The sequence below is a fragment of the Winogradskyella sp. J14-2 genome (assembly GCF_001971725.1).
In the GTDB taxonomy this organism is placed as follows: Bacteria; Bacteroidota; Bacteroidia; order Flavobacteriales; family Flavobacteriaceae; genus Winogradskyella.
Window position 1 is genome coordinate 3,271,155 of the sequence record NZ_CP019388.1, and the last position, 19,976, is coordinate 3,291,130.

16 protein-coding genes and 2 tRNA genes are annotated in these 19,976 nt (G+C 33.6%); 7 read left to right on the top strand and 11 right to left on the bottom strand.

The genetic code is table 11. The features are described 5' to 3' along the window. Nucleotides 1-18: 18 nt before the first annotated feature. Nucleotides 19-1,164, top strand: coding sequence for a trans-sulfuration enzyme family protein (locus tag BWZ20_RS14705; RefSeq protein ID WP_076621080.1), 1,146 nt, complete (start codon nt 19-21; stop codon nt 1,162-1,164). Here the strand turns inward: BWZ20_RS14705 and BWZ20_RS14710 are convergent. The 3 genes from BWZ20_RS14710 to BWZ20_RS14720 form a co-directional block, all read right to left on the bottom strand. Continuing rightward, nucleotides 1,145-1,837: a DUF2490 domain-containing protein gene (locus BWZ20_RS14710; RefSeq protein ID WP_076621082.1), complete on the bottom strand. Its 693-nt coding sequence runs from the start codon at nt 1,835-1,837 to the stop codon at nt 1,145-1,147. The two genes, BWZ20_RS14705 and BWZ20_RS14710, sit on opposite strands and share 20 nt — an antisense overlap. Nucleotides 1,838-1,929: 92 nt before the next feature. Continuing rightward, nucleotides 1,930-3,567: a phosphoenolpyruvate carboxykinase (ATP) gene (pckA, locus tag BWZ20_RS14715; protein ID WP_076621085.1), complete on the bottom strand. Its 1,638-nt coding sequence runs from the start codon at nt 3,565-3,567 to the stop codon at nt 1,930-1,932. A gap of 12 nt (nt 3,568-3,579) precedes the next feature. Next, nucleotides 3,580-5,469, bottom strand: a complete 1,890-nt coding sequence (locus tag BWZ20_RS14720; RefSeq protein WP_232217119.1) for an SLC13 family permease — start codon at nt 5,467-5,469, stop codon at nt 3,580-3,582. A 170-nt stretch (nt 5,470-5,639) separates the two neighbouring features. Between BWZ20_RS14720 and bshB1 the strand changes: the two genes are divergently transcribed. After that, on the top strand, nt 5,640-6,362 hold the full coding sequence (gene bshB1, locus BWZ20_RS14725) for a bacillithiol biosynthesis deacetylase BshB1 (protein WP_076621089.1): 723 nt from the start codon (nt 5,640-5,642) through the stop codon (nt 6,360-6,362). Nucleotides 6,363-6,422: 60 nt separating this feature from the next. Beyond that, nucleotides 6,423-6,498: transfer RNA gene (locus tag BWZ20_RS14730), tRNA-His, on the top strand. 179 nt (nt 6,499-6,677) lie between these two features. On the opposite strand, the gene BWZ20_RS14735 is transcribed toward BWZ20_RS14730, so the two are convergent. From BWZ20_RS14735 to BWZ20_RS14755, 5 genes are all read right to left on the bottom strand, one after another. Further along, entirely contained in the window at nt 6,678-8,309 is a 1,632-nt protein-coding gene (locus tag BWZ20_RS14735; RefSeq protein ID WP_157358425.1) for a S41 family peptidase, read from the bottom strand. Between the two features lie 25 nt (nt 8,310-8,334). Then, nucleotides 8,335-9,912, bottom strand: a complete 1,578-nt coding sequence (locus BWZ20_RS14740) for a M28 family metallopeptidase (RefSeq protein ID WP_076621093.1) — start codon at nt 9,910-9,912, stop codon at nt 8,335-8,337. 94 nt (nt 9,913-10,006) lie between these two features. Continuing rightward, nucleotides 10,007-11,038: a M28 family metallopeptidase gene (locus BWZ20_RS14745; protein ID WP_076621095.1), complete on the bottom strand. Its 1,032-nt coding sequence runs from the start codon at nt 11,036-11,038 to the stop codon at nt 10,007-10,009. Nucleotides 11,039-11,194: 156 nt separating this feature from the next. Beyond that, the gene (locus tag BWZ20_RS14750) at nt 11,195-11,533 is read right to left on the bottom strand and encodes an FUSC family protein (protein ID WP_076621097.1); all 339 of its coding nucleotides are present in this window, start codon (nt 11,531-11,533) and stop codon (nt 11,195-11,197) included. 5 nt (nt 11,534-11,538) lie between these two features. Then, nucleotides 11,539-12,318, bottom strand: coding sequence for a DUF3108 domain-containing protein (locus tag BWZ20_RS14755; RefSeq protein WP_076621099.1), 780 nt, complete (start codon nt 12,316-12,318; stop codon nt 11,539-11,541). 171 nt (nt 12,319-12,489) lie between these two features. On the opposite strand from BWZ20_RS14755, the gene BWZ20_RS14760 reads away from it, so the two are divergent. The 4 genes from BWZ20_RS14760 (at nt 12,490) to BWZ20_RS14775 (ending at nt 16,157) form a co-directional block, all read left to right on the top strand. Further along, a tRNA-Ser gene (locus BWZ20_RS14760) sits at nt 12,490-12,574 on the top strand. 67 nt (nt 12,575-12,641) lie between these two features. Next, nucleotides 12,642-13,271, top strand: a complete 630-nt coding sequence (locus tag BWZ20_RS14765; protein ID WP_076621100.1) for an NAD(P)H-dependent oxidoreductase — start codon at nt 12,642-12,644, stop codon at nt 13,269-13,271. Nucleotides 13,272-13,328: 57 nt separating this feature from the next. Beyond that, nucleotides 13,329-14,519 carry a DegT/DnrJ/EryC1/StrS family aminotransferase gene (locus BWZ20_RS14770; protein ID WP_076621102.1) on the top strand — a complete coding sequence of 397 codons (1,191 nt, stop codon included), beginning with the start codon at nt 13,329-13,331 and terminating at the stop codon, nt 14,517-14,519. An 81-nt stretch (nt 14,520-14,600) separates the two neighbouring features. Beyond that, entirely contained in the window at nt 14,601-16,157 is a 1,557-nt protein-coding gene (locus BWZ20_RS14775; RefSeq protein WP_076621103.1) for a family 16 glycosylhydrolase, read from the top strand. Here the strand turns inward: BWZ20_RS14775 and ribB are convergent. From ribB to BWZ20_RS14790, 3 genes are all read right to left on the bottom strand, one after another. Continuing rightward, nucleotides 16,154-17,299, bottom strand: coding sequence for a 3,4-dihydroxy-2-butanone-4-phosphate synthase (gene ribB, locus BWZ20_RS14780; RefSeq protein ID WP_076621105.1), 1,146 nt, complete (start codon nt 17,297-17,299; stop codon nt 16,154-16,156). The two genes, BWZ20_RS14775 and ribB, sit on opposite strands and share 4 nt — an antisense overlap. 30 nt (nt 17,300-17,329) lie before the next feature. Further along, nucleotides 17,330-19,240 carry an LptF/LptG family permease gene (locus tag BWZ20_RS14785; protein WP_232217120.1) on the bottom strand — a complete coding sequence of 637 codons (1,911 nt, stop codon included), beginning with the start codon at nt 19,238-19,240 and terminating at the stop codon, nt 17,330-17,332. Nucleotides 19,241-19,329: 89 nt separating this feature from the next. Next, nucleotides 19,330-19,974, bottom strand: a complete 645-nt coding sequence (locus tag BWZ20_RS14790) for a LolA family protein (protein ID WP_076621107.1) — start codon at nt 19,972-19,974, stop codon at nt 19,330-19,332. Nucleotides 19,975-19,976: the final 2 nt, after the last annotated feature.

The following is a 19,976-nucleotide window of genomic DNA, read 5'->3' on the forward strand; positions in this document are numbered from 1 at the left end:
TTTCTTTATTTTTAGTGAATGAAAACATTAGGACTAAATACCATTTGCACGCACGTTGGCGAGGTTGAAGACAAACAGTTTAAAGGTGCTGTATCTCCCATATATTTAAGCTCATCATACGAATTTTTAGATGTTGATGTAAAGCGCTATCCACGCTATTTTAACACTCCAAACCAAGAATATTTAGCGAAGAAGATTGCTGCTTTAGAGCATACCGAAGCAGCTCTGATTTTTGGATCTGGTATGGCAGCAATTAGCCATATGTTTTTAGCCTTCTTACAGAAAGGCGATCATTTGGTGGTGCAAAATACATTGTATGGTGGAACGGTTAATTTTATAAAAGAAGAATTTCCAAAATATGGTATTGAATATACCTTCACTAAAGGTTATAAAGTTGAAGATTTTGAAGCGGCTATTCAACCTAATACTAAGTTGATTCATATTGAAACTCCTTCAAATCCATTATTAACTATTACAGATATTAAGGCTATCGCCAAACTTGGTAAAGCCAAAAATATAATAACATCTATTGATAACACGTTTGCTTCACCAGTAAATCAAAATCCGATTGATTTTGGCATTGATATGGTGATGCATTCCGCTACAAAATATTTTGGTGGTCATAGTGATATTTGTGCAGGTGCAGTAGCAAGTTCTCAAGATTATATTGATAGAATTTGGAATGTAAGCAAGAATTTAGGTGGAAGCCTTAGCGACATGACGGTTTGGATGTTAGAGCGCAGTATGAAAACTTTGGGCTTACGCGTAAAAGCACAAACCAAGAATGCTATGAAAATGGCGAAATGGCTAAGCAAACACCCAAAAATTGCCAAAGTCTATTATCCTGGTTTAAAATCGCATCCTGAGCACAAATTAGCAAAATCTCAAATGAAAGGATTTGGTGCTATGCTATCTTTTGAATTAATAGATGGTCTAGATGCCTATCACTTTCAGAAATCATTAAAACTCATTAAATCTTCTATGAGTTTAGCAGGTGTAGAAAGTACAGTAATTTCTCCACACCTAACATCACATGCACTTCTAACACAAGACGAGCGAGATAAAGTTGGGATAAGCGACCAACTAATTAGATTTTCAGTAGGTATTGAAGATGTAAAAGATTTAAAACGTGATATCGAAAAGGCTATAGCTGCACTAAAGTAGTGCTAGGTTTGCGTCTGTCAGTTTTAAAGCTAATACCAATTTGTATTCTGTTGAGATTGTGTTTTCGAATATGCTGTTTTAAATAGCCTATTTGTAATTGCGAATGTTTGGTGACTTTAAAACCAAAACCTGTGTAAAAACGGTTTTCATGAAATGCCTGATCTTGAAAGTTTACAAAAGGTTCTTCTAAAACGTTTATGAAAATAGTATTACTTAAATTATATTTTAAACTTAATCGATATCTAAATCGATTTTGAAGTTCATTTCTGTTTGAAAAGTCTAAAAAGCGTTGTTCAAATCTAGCTCTGTGTTGAATGTTTAATTTTGATATATTATGATTGATGGCATATTGTTCGTATACGCGATGCTCATGTACGTTTGGTTGATGGTCAAACTCAAAAACAGTATCGATATCTAAGTAAGCATAACCCAAACCAATGGTTTCATTATTACTTATGTGATAGTTGCCACGTATAGAAACAAATGCTAGGTTATAATTTGAAGATGTTTCATAAAATCGTAACTCAGCGCAGGGATTTATGCTAAAACGCTCACTTAATCTATGATGACTACCATAAGTATACCAAGTACCTAAATGACTTTCTGATGGATTTTGGGCTATGAGATTGGTTGTAACTAAAACTAAAAATACAACGGTTAGTAGAATTCTCATATAATTTACAATCTATGAGCTTTAGAATTAATATTCAGTTAAAATAAAGAAAAAGAGGAGCTCCATGAGAGCTCCTCCTTGTCATGGAATTATTAAACATGGTCTGTTAAATGATGGTGTTCATCAATTAATGGACCTCCTTCTATAATTTGATCAGAAGCTTCACTTGCAAATTTTTCAAAGTTTAAGTGGAAAGAGTGCGCTAACTGAATAGCTTTACTAATGTAAGCTCCTTTTTGTAACCACGTATTCATTGGGTCTAACATTTCTGTAGGAACGTTAGGAATATATTTTGGCATATTTAATCCAAAAATTGGATGTTGTTCATAGTCAACATTATCTAACTCTCCATTGAGAATTGCAGTAATCATAGCTCTTGTATATTTTAATTTAATACGCGAACCAACTCCGTAAGGTCCGCCACTCCAGCCAGTATTAAGTAACCAAACATTAACACCAGCTTCTTGCATTTTGCTACTTAGCATTTCGGCATACTTAGTTGGGTGTAATGGCATAAATGGCTCACCAAAACAGGCAGAGAATGAAGGTACAGGCTCTGTAATACCAGCTTCTGTACCAGCTACTTTTGCTGTATAACCAGAGATAAAGTGGTATGCGGCTTGTCCTGGAGTTAACTTAGATACAGGAGGTAGTACACCAAATGCATCACAAGTTAAAAAGAATATATTCTTAGGATTATCTGCGTATGAAGGTTGCTGAATATTATCTATATGGTCAATAGGGTAACTCACGCGTGTATTTTGTGTAATACTGCTATCCATATAATCTACTTCGCCATTATCTTTAAAGATTACATTTTCTAAAATAGCACCAGGCTTAATAGCTCTATAGATGTCTGGTTCTTTTTCTTCCGTTAAATCAATCACTTTAGCGTAGCAGCCACCTTCAAAATTAAATATTCTGTTGTCAGCTGTCCAGCCATGCTCATCATCACCAATTAATTTTCTGTTAGGATCAGCAGATAGTGTGGTTTTACCAGTACCAGATAAACCAAAAAAGATAGCGGTTTCTCCATCTTCGCCAACATTGGCAGAGCAGTGCATTGGTAACACGTTTTTGTCTACAGGTAGTATCATGTTTAGAGCAGAGAAAATTCCTTTTTTCATTTCACCTGTATAGGCAGAACCACCTACTAATGCTATTTTTTTAGTGAAATTAAGAATTGAGAAGTTGCCTTGTCTTAAACCATGTTTTTTAGGTTCTGTACATTCGTAGCCAGGTGCACAAAGCACTAACCAGTCTTCTTCAAAATTTTCTAATTCTTCTGCAGTTGGTCTTAAAAACATATTGTATATAAACATGTTAGACCATGGATATTCTGTTACAGTTCTAACTCCCATTCTATATTTTGGGTCTGAGCATACAAAACCATCACGAACATAAATTTCTTTTCCACTTAAATACTTTTCTATTTCACCTTGTAGATAATCGAAATTTTCTGGTGATATGGCTTTGTTTGTTTTTCCCCACCAAACTCTATCTTTAGTATAATCGTCTTTAACTAAAAATCTATCTTGAGGTGAGCGTCCTGTAAATTTTCCGGTATTAATGGCTAAGGTGCCATTAGTAGTTTCTTTGCCCATTCCTTTTTTAATGGTAATGGCCTGTAGTTTTTCTGGCGCAAGATTCCAGTGTGCTTTGGTGTCTTTTAGTCCATACTTTGTAAGGTCTCTAGTTTTCATAATCGGATCTTTTAATACTATTTCCATGAGTTAAAAATTTTAAAATGGCCAAATCAATGGCACTAAGGTTAATGTTGTTATTAAGAAGAGTAGAAGCAGTGGTGCACCTACTTTTATATAATCAATAAATTTATATCCACCTGCCGTCATTACCATGGCATTTGTGGTGGTGCCTACAGGAGTTAAAAATGCTGTTGATGCACTTATGGCAACTGCAATCATAAATGGCGCAGCAGAGAGATTTAGAGTATTAGCAGCAATAATTACAATAGGTGCCATTAAAACTGCTGTTGCAGAGTTGTTAATTACCTGACTAAACATTGTGGTTAGTAAAAATACCCCTGCTAGTAACACTACAGGATGCATATTGCCCAATGTATTTACTAAACCATCGGCAATAAGTTTAGCGGTACCTGTCTTTTGAAGTGCTAATCCCATAGGAATCATGGCGGCAATCATAACGACACTTACCCAACTTATTCCTTTGTATGCTTTTGGGATTGGCACACATCCTGTTAGTAATATAATACCTGCAGATATCAGTGCGGCAATTGCTCCTGGTACAATGTTAAATACCAATAATCCAATCATTAACACTAATGCAAAAAGTGCTATATAAGATTTGTAGGTAATATTAGTAACCGTTTTTGCTATACCTTCTGGACTACCAATAATGACTAAGTTTTCGTGATATGTTTTAAGTTGTTCTATATCGTTCCAAATACCTCTAATTAAGAAGGCATCACCAGCTTTAACCACAATTTCTCTATCTGTAAAAGGGGTATTGTTTCTAGAAGCAGCCATAAGTTGAATACCAAACCGTTTAAAGTAGCTGCCAATTTTTAAGCGTTTGCCAACCAATGTTGAATTGGGAGTTACAATAATTTCGGTCATACCTACCTCTTGGTTAATTAAATTATTGCGGAGCTCCTCTGCTATGGGTTCCAACGGAAGTAAGCCTAATCTAAATTTTATCATTAAAGCATTTATCGCTTCGGTAGTACCCTTAACAGTTATAATGTCATGATATTTAAATTCAGTTTCATTTGAAGGAAATTCAATAAAAGCCTCATTTCCCTTAAGAAGATTTGGGTGACGACGCTTAATTCTTAGTACTGAAACTTGGTGATTATTTTCAAAATTCCATTCACCAATATGAGTGCCAAGCAGAGGCGATACAGATCGAACTCTTAAACGGTAATAATCGCCTTCAACTTTATAAGCTTCAATCCACTTATGCAGTGTGGTACTAATATTAACAGGTTTGTTGTTAGTTTTATTACTAGGTAATAATTTGTAGCCAATATATCTAAAGTATAGCAGTGCAATCAATAAAAGCGGAAGACCAATTAATCCGAATTCAAAAAAAGAAAATCCTTCTAGACCACTTTCTAACATGGTATTATTTACAATAATGTTTGGTGGTGTACCAGTTAAGGTTAACAAACCACCAGTGTTAGACCCAAAAGCTACTGGCATTAATAATTTAGATGGTAAAGTGCCAATGCTCCAAGCAGAAGAAATAGTTACTGGTAATAAGGTTGCAACAGTACCTGTATTACTTACAACACCAGATAGTAGACCAGAACCAAGGGTTGTAATTAATAAGAGTTTTGTAATGCTCTTGCCAGCCATTTTAATAAACTTTTGCCCAGCCAAAGCCGTCCAACCAGTTTGAGATAAGCCTTCGCCTATGATAAATAGCGCAGCAATCATAATCACTGTTGGGTTGCTAAAGCCGCTCAGAGTTTCTTTAAGATCTAAAATTCCAAAAACAAATAGGCTAAGCATAGAAAGTAGCGCAATAATATCTGGTGTAAATTTTCCCCAAATGAAAAGCACAATTGTTATAATTAAGATTACCAGCATTAAATTCATATTAATATGTGCTTTAAAAACTACCGTAAAGTTAAAGGCAATGCAAGCCAATATTTATGATTAAAGTCATGCTTTAAAGGATTTATGAATTATTCAATTATCGGTAGAATATATAGTGACAAATGAAAGAAAGCTTAAGCGAAACCGTTTGCGAAATAGAAATAAGATGAATTTCTATATCCTTTTTAATATTTTTGACATTAAAGAAAAAAAAAAAACACATGAAATTAGATATTTTAGCTATTGGCGCTCATCCCGACGATGTAGAATTAGGTTGCGGTGCTACAATTGCCAAAGAGGTAGCAAATGGCAAAAAAGTAGGTATTATAGATTTAACAAGAGGAGAACTTGGAACTAGAGGGACTGCAGACACTAGAGACGTAGAAGCTTTTAACGCAGCAAAAATTCTAAATGTAGCCATGCGAACCAATATGGAATTTGCCGATGGCTTTTTTGTTAATGATAAGGCGCACCAAATAGAACTTATAAAAGAAATACGAAAGTACAGGCCAGAAATAATTTTGTGTAACGCTATTGAAGACAGGCATATAGACCATGCTAAAGGTAGCAAGCTTGTTAGTGATGCTTGTTTTTTGAGCGGACTAAGAAAAATTAACACAAAACATGTAGATGAAGATGATTGGCAAGCCCCTTGGAGACCTAAAGCTGTATATCATTACATGCAATGGAAAGACTTAGAACCAGATATTGTGGTTGATATTACAGGTTTTATTGAAAAAAAGATGGAAGCCGTTTTAGCCTACAAAACGCAGTTTTATGATCCTGATAGTAAGGAGCCCGAAACTCCTATTTCTAGTAAAAACTTTACTGATAGTATTATTTATAGGGCAAGAAACGCTGGGAGACTCGTTGGTATTGAATACGGTGAAGGGTTTAATGTAGAACGCTATCCTGCGGTTGATTCTTTATTTGATTTAAAATAAGTAAAGAAAACGTTTTGTAGAAATAGGTAAATAATTTACATTTGCAATCCAATTTTAAATGGTGGTTGTAGCTCAGTTGGTTAGAGCGCCTGATTGTGGTTCAGGAGGTCGTCGGTTCGAGACCGATCTTCCACCCAAAAAGACAAAGCCTTTCAGTAATGAAAGGCTTTTTTTGTATATCGGGTAAAGTTTATGATTTCGTTGCGTGTTTCAGCAACTAATTTAGCAAATACAGACCAAATATAAAATCCGCGAGGACTTTCGTGATTAGGCTATTATTAGCAATGAATTATACACAGTGTTTACAACAGTATTTTATTGATTCCCAATCTCAATTGCTTTTTCCAAAATTTCATCACGTCCTTGCCTCAATCCGTTTATTGTTGGTTTTATTTCAACGTCGATTTTAACTCCTTTTCTTTGGGATTCAGTTCCGTCAGGATACATTATCCCATAACCTGAGAATCTCGTTGTATAACCGCCTAAATATTCAATAGCAATATTCCTACCATCAGCACCAGCAGTTTGATTTCCAATTGTGATGATATTGTCTGCTGTCTGAAAAGCCATAGCCGTAAATTCTGATAAGCTTAAAGAATTGTTATCCACAAGAAGAATGAATTTTCCTTTGAAAGCTTTCCGGCTGCTGCCTGTTTTTATGCTTTTATCAAAGACAAATCTTCCAGGATAAGAAATATCAGGATTGTATTTCAAAGCAAAAACCTTATCTTTTGTATTAAAATATCGAGTAAACATTTTATACTTTAACTCTGGATATGCTCGAAGGTCAATAATAATTGACTTTTTTGTACTAAACATTTCAAATATTTCTTCAAACTCTTTTAGTGTAAACTTAGAGGCCATATTAATATAGCCTATAGATTTAGTAATAGATTTTGATTTTAAACTGCTTTTACTTTTTAAATATCCAAAATCATTAAAGTTGTACAGTTTCGTAGAAATATTTCGGATTTCACCATCTCGCATTATAGTTAGAAGCATAGTATCTGATGTATCTCTAAAAATTGTTTGATAAGACCTGTTAATTTTGAAGTTCAGATTTGAACCTGAAACATATTTCAATGTATTTTTCAATTCCGATTCAATGTTGCTATCGTTAATTTTTACAACAATATCACCTCTTTTTAAGTCATTAATTTTTGCAAGAGAATCATTAAAGATTTCAGAGACTACAGCTTGGTTTTCTACATTAGATATATTTACTGGAAGAAATCTATATTTTGTTGTATCGTTAAAACTTATCCAAGCGTGGGAATCGTCTAACTTTGCAACAAGTTCTCTAATAGAATTTTGATATTCATATTTAGTTGATACATCCCGAACTTTTGAAATCATTTCTATTAAAACATCATCCCAATCTTGGTCGGTAAGATATTTATATGGATAAAAATATTCTATTATGTTCCAATATTTAAAAAGTCCCAATAATCGATATTTTTCATTTGGGAATTCTAAATCTTTGTAAGCAGGTTCGTTTGTTATTTTTATATTTCCTATTTGTTCGGTTGTGACATAAAAATTTTCTTTTTGATTTCTGTTTTTCTCAATAAATTTAAGTTTTAATGAAAGTTCATTGCTAAAAAGCGTTGTGTTTTGTGTCCAAGACAAATCAAAATTTTTATCAAAATATTCTTCATCAGAATCACATTTTTTACATTTTTCAATTTTTCCCAGACTCTCAATCCAATTGATATAAACTTGTGATAGCGATTCTTTATCTGTTGCCTTTAAAACTGCTGGAAGTATCTTAATAAACTCATTATCCCAATCAAATTTTCCTTTTCCAACTTCCGGATGATAATATTTTAAAAAACCATAGATTTTCCCAAGTGAAGTTAATTTTTCAGTTTCAGAAATAACTTGTTGAGCAGTCAGAAAATTAAAACTGAAGAAGATTAAAATTATAATTAGGAATGTTTTTTTCATATTGTTGCCAACTATTTTAAAGTTGTTATTCTGTAGCTTTATCAACAACTGGTTTGTTCGCTCTGTTTGCAATTTCCCATGCAGTGTAAAACACCAATCGAGCTCTGTTTTCTAATAAATCGTATTCAATCTTATCTGGTGTATCAGTCGGTTGATGATAATCATCATGTGTACCATTAAAATAAAAGATTACTGGAATATTGTTTTTAGCAAAGTTATAATGATCAGATCTGTAATAAAAACGATTTGGGTCATTATCATCATTAAAGGTATAATCTAATTCTATGTTACAGTATTTTTTATTTACCGCTTCTGAAATGTTATGTAGATCTGTACTTAATTTATCACTACCTATAAGGTAGATATAGTTTCTATCGCCTTCTTTACGGTTAGGGTCTGTTCTACCAATCATATCTATGTTTAGATTTGCAACCGTATTTTCTAGCGGAAAAATAGGGTCGTTGTCAGTGTAGTGCCTAGAGCCTAGAAGTCCCTTTTCTTCACCTGTAACATGAAGAAACAAAATAGAACGCTTTGGTCCATGTCCTGCTATTTCTGCATTTTTAAAGGCTTCTGCTATTTCTAATATTGCTACGGTACCAGAGCCATCGTCATCAGCGCCATTATAAATTTTACCGTTTTTAATACCTTCGTGATCTAAGTGTGCAGAAATTACGAGAATTTCATCTGGTTTTGTAGAGCCTTTAATGTAGGCAACAACATTCTCAGAAGATATCTCTTCAGATTTATTTTCTATTGTTAAGGTTAAATTTGTTTTAATAACTTTTGGTTTTTCGTCTTCTAAAATTGTTGGGTGTATTGCCTTGGCAAGAGTTTCATTTATCATTAACATCAACTCAGATTCATTACTCTTTAGAGATAGACGACCAGAGGATCCGTTTTCTGCCTGTCTTTTATAATAAGGTGCATATCTGGTAAACATATACGAATCTAACAGAATTAAACCTTTAGCACCATTTATTAAAGCAGCCTCTCTTTTACTAGATAAAGATTGGCGGCCATTGGTCCATTTAGTGTCTTCTACATTTCCTGTAGTTATGTAATTACCGTTGGCATCCTTTGGCTCTCCGGCTTTAGCCAAAACAATTTTGTCTTTAACATCTATGTCTTTATAATCGGAGTAGTTTTCAGAATGAATTCCGTAACCAACATAAACAATATCTTGTGTGGTAATCGCAGTATTGCCAGAAGCTCTTAGTACAATGTGGTCTTCAAAACTCTTAAATTCCTTACCATTTACTGATATTTTTGCTTCTGATACACTTTGTTTTTCTAAAGGTACTTTTTGAAAGTAATTATCACCTCCTAATGGTGAAGGGATTTCTAAAGATTGGTATTGCGTTTTTAGGTATTCAACAGCTAATTTTTGCCCTTTTTCACCTGTTTCTCTACCTTCAAATGCATCTGATGCATATTTGTATAGCATGTCTTTAAGTTCTTCTTTAGTGATTGTAGAAGCATATTGCGAAGGATCTACAACTTTGGCTTCATTTATTTGTATGGAAGAAATATTATCTTTTGAGGTTGTTGCACAATTAGTTGTTAAAAGTACTCCAATAAGCGGTAATATTATTTTTTTCATTTTTATTGTTTATTTGAAATAATCGCTACTAAAAGTACAAAAAATGATAGCGTCTATTTATTTTCGCCGTTTTTCTTTAGGTAAAAAAACAGCATTAGATAATTTCTGGTTTTAAGCGCCTAGGTGAGTTAGCTAAATACCATGCGGTGGCAAAGATAAGTTTTGTGCGTTTTGCGAGTAAAGGGTAATTTATTTTATCTGCTGTATCTGTCGGTTTTGTATAGTCTTCATGTTCGCCATTAAAGAAGAAAACTACAGGAATACCCTTTAGTGCAAAGTTGTAATGGTCTGATCTAAAGTAGTAGCGGTTATGGTCGTTTTTTTTGTTATATTCATAATCTAAATCTAGGTTTACAAAACTGTAATTAGCTTCTTGTATAATAAAATTAAGCTCTGTACTCACACGGTCTGCACCAATAACATATATGTAATCTTGGTTATTTTTATGTTTATTGTCTACACGCCCTATCATGTCTATATTTAGCGTGCTAATGGTGTTTTCTATCGGAAATATAGGGTTGTTAGTGTAGTACCTAGAGCCATATAGGCCTATTTCTTCACCAGTAACATGTAAAAACACAATGCTCCGTTTAGGGCGGTAGCCATCTTGTGCAGCTTTTTTAAAAGCTTCGGCCATTTCAAATACAGCAGCTGTGCCAGAACCATTATCATCTGCGCCAGGATATATTTCACCTTCTATAATACCTTCGTGGTCAGAATGTGCAGTTATGTATATGTACTCGTCCGGAAATTCTGATCCTTCGATATATGCAATAACGTTTTGTGATTCGTTTATATTTTCGGGTAAGACTTCTTTAGGAACTTTTTGATAATAGTCTGGGTGGGTTATAGGTGGTTTTATACCTAACGAATCGTAATAATTTCTTATATAGTTGCAGACTTTATTGTGACCTTCTTCCCCAGTAAGACGTCCATTATATTTTTTAGAAGATACTTCTGTTACATAAGTTTTTAGTTCATCAGTAGTAATTGTATTTAAGTATTTTTCTACAACAGTTTTATCGTCATAAGAGATGCTGTCTTTGAGTTGTTTAATTTTTTCACTGTGTCTCAATGTAGCGCAAGAACCCACAAGAATGAGTGCTGAGGCAACTAATACTTTCATTTAATTAATGCTTGATATGAAACTTAAATTTTAGTTCTCGATCTTTTCTATTCTTTTTTTTTAAGAAAGGATGAAAATTAATTAATTTGTAACTAATTGATCTTGTCAAAAATAAGTTAAAAGTCTGAAATAATTTCCTACATAGAGCACGAAATTTTACAAATCTTCATCAATATCAATGTCTTCTAATAATTCTTTTGAATCTTCAAGATTTTCTTCATCGCGCTGTTCTAATTGCTCAATGTCACCGACTTCTGATGTATAATAAACACTTTTGTAAATAGTTAGGGCTAAAGCAATGATAACCATTAAAAAAATATATTGGATGGATTTTGTTTTGGTTTTATCTTTCTTAGACATAAAAACAATTAATAAACCGCACACAAAGGCTACTATAATTGGTATTACAGCAAGATTTGAGAGTGGTGTAACGGCTAAAACGACTGCCAAAACAGCAGCTGTAAATCCTAAAATTATAAAAAGTTTCTTTCCCATAAGATTTAGTGTTTAAGTCCTGTTGCAGATTGTATTTTTAATTCTCCGTTGCCCACAGGAATTTTAAATTTTGCATAGACAGGTATTTTATTTTTATCAGCTGTTAGCCATAGCAAGTTAGAATTTGTTCCTTTAAGAACATCGCTACCTTTTACCGATATTGCTAATTTGTAACATTCTTTATTTCCAATATTGGTTGAAATAGTTTCTTTACTAACATACTTTAGGGTAATTGTAGTTTCTTTATTATCAAATAATACTTTAAAATCTTGTTGGTCACCAGGATTGGCTTTGTTAATATCTAAACTTCTTATATAATATAATGTGCTTACAATATCTTTTGTAGAAGGGTTAATTTTTACATTTTTATTTTCATCCCAAGTAGAGCCGTCCTTTCTCTTCTTACGCTTAAGGCTTTTTACTAATTTGGTCTTATGATTGTATTTATACTGCATAAATTTGTAATAACCACCTTCACTAATATCTCTCTTATACAAATAAGGTGTTAATGTTTTTGGATTTACATAGCTTTCATATAAGTCTCTTATTTTAAAGAAGTTGTCCCATTTTTTGTAAGTTGCGGCAGTACACTTTAAACGCATAAGTGTACTTTTTGATGTTGTTACTTCACTGGTTTCCATTTTAACTTCGGCAATATCTGTTAATATACCAGACATATTATATGATGCTGAAAAGACCAATTTTTCACCGAAAGCAATTGAATTGTTTTGGGCTGTTATAGACAATACACATAAAAGCGTAAGAACAAAAAAGTATTTTTTCATAAAGATTGATTTGTGATAATAACGATATATGTAGCATATATTGTGCCGAAAATACAATGCATTATTCAATGTTGCTAATTTTATTTAAATATCACTGACAAACATTTTTAAAAAAACTAGATAAAAATCTTTGGCTACATCAAAAAGGGTTTTATATTTGCATCCGCAATTGGAGAAATGGCAGAGTGGTCGAATGCACTGGTCTTGAAAACCAGCGAGGGTCACACCTCCGGGGGTTCGAATCCCTCTTTCTCCGCTAAAGAGTTCCTAGAAATAGGAGCTCTTTTTTTTGTTTATAGCGTATCTTTGCAATAAAAAAGAATATGTCTATACTCAAAAAATTGCAATGGCGTTACGCAACAAAAAAGTTTAATACTACAAAAACACTATCTAAAAATCAGATTAATACTTTAAAAGAAGCATTTAATCTTACCGCATTATCTTATGGTTTACAAACTCTAAAATTGGTCATTGTTGAGGATAAAATTTTGAGGGAGCAGCTGGTGAAACATTCTTATGGTCAACGTCAAGTAGTTGATGCATCACATTTGTTAGTGATTTGTATTCAAAATGAAATTAACGAAGATGACGTTGATACTCATTTTGATACTATAAAAAATATTAGACAAACACCAGAGGAAATTTTAAATCCATTTAAAGATAGTCTTAAATCTACTATACAAAATATGACTGTTGACAAAAAAAACGATTGGGCTACTAGACAAGCTTATATTACATTGGGTAATTTAATGACAGTTTGTGCGGTAGAGCAAATAGATAGCTGTCCTATGGAAGGTTTTATTCCAGAGAAGATTGATAATATTTTAGGGCTAGATAAATATGGACTTACTTCAGTGCTTTTATTTCCGGTTGGATACAGAGCAGATGATGATATGTTTGCTAGTCTCAAAAAAGTGCGATTACCATTGTCAAAAACCATTATTGAGTTATAATTACGCTTTTTAAAGTGCTTCAAAAGTTTATATTTGTTTAAATTAAAATCAAAATTTATGCCTGGATTTGAGTTATTTGGTAACTTAGAACGTAAAGAAGTTAATGATGTTTTAGATAATGGAGTCTTAATGCGCTATGGATTTGACGGTATGCGAAATGGTCATTGGAAAGCCAAAGAACTTGAGCAAGAGCTTGCCAAAACCTTTGATTCTAATTATGTTCAGTTGGTATCGAGTGGAACAGCAGCTGTTTCGGTAGCCTTGGCTTCTGCTGGAGTAGGTGCTGGTGATGAAGTGATTATGCCAACGTTTACCTTTGTGGCAAGTTTTGAAGCGATAATGATGCTCGGTGCAATTCCTGTATTAGTAGATATTGACGATACCTTAACTCTTGACCCAAAAGCAGTAGAAGATGCTATTACTCCTAAAACAAAAGCAGTTATGCTGGTGCAAATGTGTGGAAGTATGGGTAATATGGATGCACTGAAAGTAATTTGTAACAAGCATAATCTAATATTTGTAGAAGATGCGTGTCAAGCCATTGGCGGAAGTTATAAAGGTAAGCCACTTGGAAGTGTAGCTGATTTAGGCTGTTTCTCGTTCGATTTTGTAAAAACTATTACATGTGGTGAAGGTGGAGCTGTAGTAACTAATAATAAAGACTATTACACTAATGCAGATCATTATTCAGATCATGGTCATGACCATGTAGGAAATGATAGAGGTGCAGAAACACATCCTTTTTTAGGCTATAATTTTAGAATATCAGAACTAAATGCAGCTGTTGGCCTAGCACAAGTAAGACGATTACCAGAGTTTATTGCTATTCAAAAACGAAACTATTCGATAATAAGAGAAGTATTATCTCATATTCCAGAAGTTACCTTTAGAACAGTCCCTGAAGGAGGTGAGGAGAGCTATGCCTTTTTAAATTTCTTTTTACCAGATTTAGAATCTGCACGAAAAGTGTCTCAAGGTTTCAAAGAGAATGGTATAGATGCTTGTTTTCATTATTACGATAACAATTGGCATTATATTAGAAAATGGGATCATCTTAAGGAACTTAAATCATTATATCCAATTTCAAAGGAAGTTAAAGACGGACTTCAGTATTTAAAAACTAAGACTTTTGAGCAGTCTGATGCTTACATTGCAAGAAACATCTCTTGTTTAATAAAACTGTCTTGGACAGCGGAAGAGGTTAGACAACGCGCCGAAAAGATGATGCAAATTATTAAAACCATTTAATTTATTGCTTGTATAGTTAGTGTATAGGTAGATTTTAAAGTTAGCTGTAAACTGTTTCATATTTTTAGAAAAATTAAAAGTATGAAGAAGTTTTATATTATAACACTATTTATATTAATTGGTTCTAAGCAATCGTTTTCTCAACAAACACCTATTGATTTTTCTCAACAGGTTCATCAGTTTACTGCTTTTGCAAATAGTGGCTTTGCATTTAATGTAGACCCAACAAATCCTAGCAATGATGTTGGTCAATTTTTTAATGATGGCTCACAGGATTGGCAAGGTTTTTATTTGGACTTGTCGAATCCAATGGACTTGGCTTCAGAACAGGTCATAACCTTGTCCTTTTATCAGTTCGATCCTAATATGCATACCATTATGGTGAAATTAGAGAATGGTACAGAGCCAGATGTAGAAGTGGTTCAAACTAATTCAGGATCTGGTTGGTCTTACGATTTATCTTTCGATTTTTCAAATGCTATCTTAAGCGGCAATGGATCTTCTATAAATGCTATGGGAACATACTCTAGACTTGTAATTTTTATTGATGGTGGAACTATGACACCAGGCACATATCTTATAGATGATATAAATAATGGTTCAGAGGCTACAGATCCTCATGAGTTAGATGTCATTTATGAAGATTTAGTATGGGCTGATGAGTTTGACAACAATGGAGCAGTAGACACTAGCAAATGGTTTCATCAAACACAGTTACCAGCTGGTGGTAGTTGGTTTAATGGTGAGCAACAACATTACACCAACCGTATTGAGAATTCGTATGTAGAAAATGGATTTTTAAATATTGTGGCTATAAAAGAAAACTTTACAGACCAAGGTGAAACTAAGCAATATACATCAGCACGTTTAAATTCTAAATTCGCATTTACTTATGGTAGAGTAGATGTAAGGGCTAAGTTGCCAGAGGGTAATGGTACATGGCCAGCAATTTGGACTTTGGGCAAAAATATTAATGAAGCAGGTGCATATTGGCAAACCCAAGGTTTTGGTACGACAGCCTGGCCAGCTTGTGGCGAAATAGACATTATGGAACATGGATTAGGACCAGTAAACCATGTAAGTAGTGCCATACATACACCATCTAGCTTTGGAAGTACTATTAATTACCAGTCCTTTATTTTAAATGATGTTGCCAACGATTTTCATGTATATTCCATGAACTGGTCACCAAATCAGATTACGTTTTTAATTGATGGAGTAGGTTTTTATACGTACAATCCTGCTCTTAAAGATGCAAGCACATGGCCTTTTGATGAAGATCAGTATCTACTTCTTAATATAGCAATGGGTGGAGCAGCAGGTAGTATAGATCCATCATTTTTACAAAGCGAAATGGTAATAGATTATGTAAGGGTCTATCAGAATACATCTCTTGGTCTAGAAGAAATTGCTCAAGAGGAATTTTCTGTTTATCCAAACCCTGTTTCGAGTACAGTTAACATTGGTAGCAATGTTGAAATAAGTAGTATAGCACTTTATAATACCTATGGTCAATGCATTGTTGAGAAAAAATCAAATACTGATGTATTAGATGTAAGTCAATTAAACCATGGAATTTACATTCTTAAGATAACATCTGGCAATCGTATAGTTACAAAGCGAATAATGGTTAATTAGTAGTTAACGTAGTCTACTATCTCCAGTCCATAACCAATCATACCAACACGCTTGGTCTGTAAGCTGTTAGATAAAAGATTTATTTTGCTAATTTTTAAATCGTGAAGAATTTGAGCTCCAATACCAAAGTCTTTGGAGTCCATAGAAATTCTAGGTGCTTTTACCAATTGACCTTCTTGTTGATTCTCTTTTAATATTGATAATCGAGATAATAAATTCATAGATTCGGCTTGCTGATTAATAAATATTATAGCACCCTTTCCTTCTTTATTGATGGCGTTAAACATATCATCTAACTTTTGGTCTGCATTATTTGTTAGCGTACCAAGAATGTCATTATTAACAAGAGTAGAGTTAACACGCGTTAATACTGTTTCGTCAGATTTCCAAGTGCCTTTAGTTAATGCAATATGAACCTGATTGTTGGTTGTTTGTAGATATGCTCTCAGCCTAAATTTACCAAAACGTGTCTCTATATTAAAGTCTTCTCTCTTTTCTATTAAAGAATCATACTCCATGCGGTAAGCAACTAAATCTTCAATAGATACAATTTTTAGGTCAAATTTTTTAGCGACTTCCATGAGCTGAGGTAATCTTGCCATGGTGCCATCTTCATTCATTATTTCTACAATAACACCAGCAGGATTAAAACCAGCTAAACGTGCAAAATCTATGGCAGCTTCAGTATGTCCTGTACGTCTTAAAACACCACCTTCTTTAGCAACTAAAGGGAATATATGACCAGGTCTAGCTAGCTCAAAAGGCTTTGTGTCCTTGTTTACCAAGGCCTTAATGGTCTTTGCTCTATCACTTGCAGAGATGCCAGTGCTAACACCATTGCCTCTTAGATCTACAGAAACTGTAAAAGCCGTTTCCATTGGATCTGTGTTGTTTCTCACCATCATGTTAAGCTCTAGTTCTTCACAACGATGTTCTGTAAGAGGTGCACAAATTAAACCTCTACCATGAGTAGCCATAAAATTGATCATTTCTGGAGTTACCATTTCAGCAGCAGCTAAAAAATCTCCTTCATTCTCACGATTTTCATCATCCACAACAATTATTACTTTGCCCTGACGAATATCTTCAATGGCTTCTTCTATGGTGTTTAACTTGGTTTTTGTATTCATGGCAGTCTTCATAACTAAGCATTTAGATGTGCAAAGATACGGTTATTTAATGTTAAGGATGCAACTTTGATAGAAGTCGTATGTAATCTTATTTCTGAGGATTAAATATTTTAAGGGATAGAGCGGAAGAGAAAGCACAAGAACAAAAGGGTTAATTCTTTTGTTTTTTTGTCCAATAGTTTTATAAAATTTTGAATACACGTAGGCATCGACGACAACATAAATCGCAAAAAATATAAATGCAATAATACTTAAGCTCAGTGCAGCATCAGCTATCTCTGGTAATTTATTGTTTTTACAAATAAAGTGTAGTCCAAGCAAGGATCCACCTATGAGAAAACTGACCAAGCTTGTTTTTGAATAGTCTTTGTAGTCTTTAAGCAGTTCTCTTCCTTTAATAAGTTTATCATCTACTTTTAGCCCTTCTTTTTTTAGATGTTCTAAAGGTATATTTCTATTAAGAAGGTTGTGGAGAGCAATTTCCTTTGGTTTTTTATTAAAATCGAATTCACCTTGTTCTCTAATTACGTTGACGAGTTCTTCTAGAGAGTACTTCTTGTAATAATTGTAAGATTTGGTTTCACTCTCCGAAAGTTGTAGCTTGTTTTTTGGGGTAAATAATCGTTTGAGTGGTACTATGATAGCATCAAATTGAAAAACACCTTTGTCATTAGTAGCTCTAGATGTTAAATAAATACTTAAAGGAAGCATTACGGCAGTAGATAGCCATGAACCAATTATTGGGCTGAAACTTCCTTTTTCTGCACTGTTTTTAGCAAATATGCCAAAGAAATGATAGGTTAAGAATAGGACAACAGCAATGACTATTGGCAAACCTAAACCACCTTTTCTAATGAGAGCTCCAAGAGGTGCACCTACAAAAAATAAGATGATACAGGCAATTGCCAAAACAAATTTCTCGTGAAAAGCAATAACATGCTTATTTAAGTGAATAGATTTACCTTCAAAATTCTTTTTGTTAGAATCTATAATTTGGTTAGTGCTATTTGCAGAGTTTAGTGCAAGGTTTATGATTTGAGCTTTTTTACTTAACGGAAAAAGCTCTAAGACATTACCAGTAAAAGACGAGTCTTTCTCAGTATTAATGTTTAGGTTAAGAGCTGCATAGGTGGTACGATTATATAATGTACGCGATAAGTTTTTGTAATCTTCTTGCCGTTGGTCTATTAGACTATCTATGGTATATTCTAGTTGGTCTATGCTAAGCATGTTGTGACGACCCTTGTAGTTCTTTTCATCAAGATCTTCGTCATTAAGAATTTCTAAATCTACATTAATGGTGTAGCTATCAAAATAACTTTTTGCATGAGGTCTATTAATATTTTTACGAATGTCTTTATCTATAATCTCTTCGTAATAGTTGCCGTTAATGAGTTCTAGTTGTAGAATATTAGAGTCCTCGCTGCTTTTTAATTCGCCTTTTTCAGAAATAATGACAATATAATTTCCTAATCTTGAAGATCCCTTTTTGTGAATAACCACATCCTCTAGAAACTGACCGCGATCACCAGTTTTTTTATCGACTTTAATATTAATATTACCAATTTCGTTGAACTGACCCTCAGCAATGGCAAGGGCAGGTTTTACCTTGGCTATATTTCTTCTTAGGTTGTAAAAGTTGTATTCTCCCCAAGGGATAACATTGTTGGCAAAAAAGAAGCAGGCAATACCTAAGGTTACAATAAAGACGCTAAGACTGCGCATGGCGCGTTGTAGTGAGATGCCTGTAGATTTCATAGCAGCAAACTCATAGTTTTCAGCAAAGTTTCCAAAAACCATAATTGACGACAACAAAATGGTTAATGGCACAACCAAAGGAATTAGCTTTGGCATGTAGTAGAGTATAAACTTTGCAGTTACCGAGATATCTAAATCTTTACCTGCAAGCTCTGATATATAAAGCCAAACACCTTGGAGCACAAAGATGAACATGAATATAATAAAGACGCTAAAAAACGTCCTTAGGAATGTGATAAGTATGTACCTATCTAGTATTTTCACACATTAAGTATTATATAATCTTAGTCTATTCTGTTGATGTAATAATCAGCATATTTACTCTCGTCAAATGTAAACAAGGTTTTTGAGATAGGTTGGTCGGTTTGAAAAGAATTAACAGTTAATGCTGTTTTTGTTCCGTTTTTACCAACCTCTATTAGATTATATATGTGTTTTGTAGTAGCGTCTATGCCCAATAAAACATGCTTTATTTCAGAATTGGTGTCCATAGGAGTTAATTTTACATACTGAATTTTTCTGCCTTTTACATTTTGCACAATATCCATTTTATAGGTATAGCCATCTTCGTAAAACGATAGCATATCACTAGGTGCAATTGTGCCTTCTTCTTCCGAATTTTCTGATGATATGGTTACTTCTTCATCTTCTGGGCTAATGGTATAAAGTGTTTTGCCATCAAATATTCTTGTTACTCCCAATATATTAAGTTTATATTTTTCGCCTTCAATAACAACATCTCCACGGGTTTCTTGGCTCATATTCTCCTCATTAACATTGTTCAGTTCGTATTTAAAGTCTATAGATATATTTTTATAGCTTTTTATTTTATTACTTACTTCTGTTAATAGTGTTTCTGCTTTTGCATCATGTTGAGCAAAACCTGTAAAACCTAAACTTACAAATGCTAAAAATAATATTCGTTTCATTT

Excerpts from the sequence above, each read along its gene's own strand:
- BWZ20_RS14765 (WP_076621100.1), top strand. The coding sequence starts at position 12,642 with ATGTCTATACTCAAAAAATTGCAATGGCGTTACGCAACAAAAAAGTTT.
- BWZ20_RS14790 (WP_076621107.1), bottom strand. The coding sequence starts at position 19,974 with ATGAAACGAATATTATTTTTAGCATTTGTAAGTTTAGGTTTTACAGGT.
- BWZ20_RS14775 (WP_076621103.1), top strand. The coding sequence starts at position 14,601 with ATGAAGAAGTTTTATATTATAACACTATTTATATTAATTGGTTCTAAG.
- BWZ20_RS14705 (WP_076621080.1), top strand. The coding sequence starts at position 19 with ATGAAAACATTAGGACTAAATACCATTTGCACGCACGTTGGCGAGGTT.
- BWZ20_RS14785 (WP_232217120.1), bottom strand. The coding sequence starts at position 19,240 with ATGTTCATCTTTGTGCTCCAAGGTGTTTGGCTTTATATATCAGAGCTT.
- BWZ20_RS14750 (WP_076621097.1), bottom strand. The coding sequence starts at position 11,533 with ATGGGAAAGAAACTTTTTATAATTTTAGGATTTACAGCTGCTGTTTTG.
- ribB (WP_076621105.1), bottom strand. The coding sequence starts at position 17,299 with ATGAAGACTGCCATGAATACAAAAACCAAGTTAAACACCATAGAAGAA.
- BWZ20_RS14745 (WP_076621095.1), bottom strand. The coding sequence starts at position 11,038 with ATGAAAGTATTAGTTGCCTCAGCACTCATTCTTGTGGGTTCTTGCGCT.
- BWZ20_RS14735 (WP_157358425.1), bottom strand. The coding sequence starts at position 8,309 with ATGAAAAAAACATTCCTAATTATAATTTTAATCTTCTTCAGTTTTAAT.
- BWZ20_RS14710 (WP_076621082.1), bottom strand. The coding sequence starts at position 1,837 with ATGAGAATTCTACTAACCGTTGTATTTTTAGTTTTAGTTACAACCAAT.
- bshB1 (WP_076621089.1), top strand. The coding sequence starts at position 5,640 with ATGAAATTAGATATTTTAGCTATTGGCGCTCATCCCGACGATGTAGAA.
- BWZ20_RS14740 (WP_076621093.1), bottom strand. The coding sequence starts at position 9,912 with ATGAAAAAAATAATATTACCGCTTATTGGAGTACTTTTAACAACTAAT.
- BWZ20_RS14770 (WP_076621102.1), top strand. The coding sequence starts at position 13,329 with ATGCCTGGATTTGAGTTATTTGGTAACTTAGAACGTAAAGAAGTTAAT.
- pckA (WP_076621085.1), bottom strand. The coding sequence starts at position 3,567 with ATGGAAATAGTATTAAAAGATCCGATTATGAAAACTAGAGACCTTACA.
- BWZ20_RS14755 (WP_076621099.1), bottom strand. The coding sequence starts at position 12,318 with ATGAAAAAATACTTTTTTGTTCTTACGCTTTTATGTGTATTGTCTATA.